Here is a 595-nt window from a genome sequence, read left to right as displayed (position 1 = left end):
CGTGAGCGAAGTTATCCGAATTGGGATCGATACGTCGAAGCATATTTTTCAACTGCATGGGGTGGACGCGGCGGAACGGCCGGTGCTGCGCAAGCGGCTGACGCGCAAGCAGATGCTGGAGTTTTTTGCCAAGCTGCCGGCGACGCAGGTGGGGATGGAGGCCTGCGGCGCGGCGCATTACTGGGCGCGGGAGCTGGGCAAACTGGGCCACGAAGTGAAGTTGATGGCGCCACAGCACGTGAAGCCCTATGTCAAGCGCAACAAGAACGACGGGCGCGACGCTGAGGCCCTGTGCGAGGCGATGAGCCGGCCGACGATGCGGTTCGTGCTGGTGAAGAGTGCCGAGCAGCAGGCCGCGCTGATGTTGACGGGCTTGCGCGAGCAGATGATCGCCCGGCGCACCCAGCTTAGCAACATGATCCGCGGCTATGCGGCCGAGTTCGGGATCACGGCGGCCAAGGGGCTCAACCAGATCGAGCCGCTGTTGGCGCAGATCGCGCAAGACGAAAGCGTGCCGGAGCTGGCGCGCGATCTGTTGGCGCAGCAGGGCCGCCAGTACGCGCAGTTGCAGGGGGAGTTGAAGGCAATCGAAGCC

General features: G+C 64.4%; 1 protein-coding gene. It reads left to right on the top strand.

From position 1 onward, the window contains the following. Position 1 precedes the first annotated feature (1 nt). Positions 2-595 (top strand): IS110 family transposase (locus tag XI09_RS08425; protein WP_271566427.1); only part of this gene is annotated, 594 nt, incomplete at its 3' end.

This window comes from Bradyrhizobium sp. CCBAU 11386, from assembly GCF_028128955.1.
In the GTDB taxonomy this organism is placed as follows: Bacteria; Pseudomonadota; Alphaproteobacteria; order Rhizobiales; family Xanthobacteraceae; genus Bradyrhizobium.
This window is presented reverse-complemented; position numbering and strand designations above follow the sequence as displayed.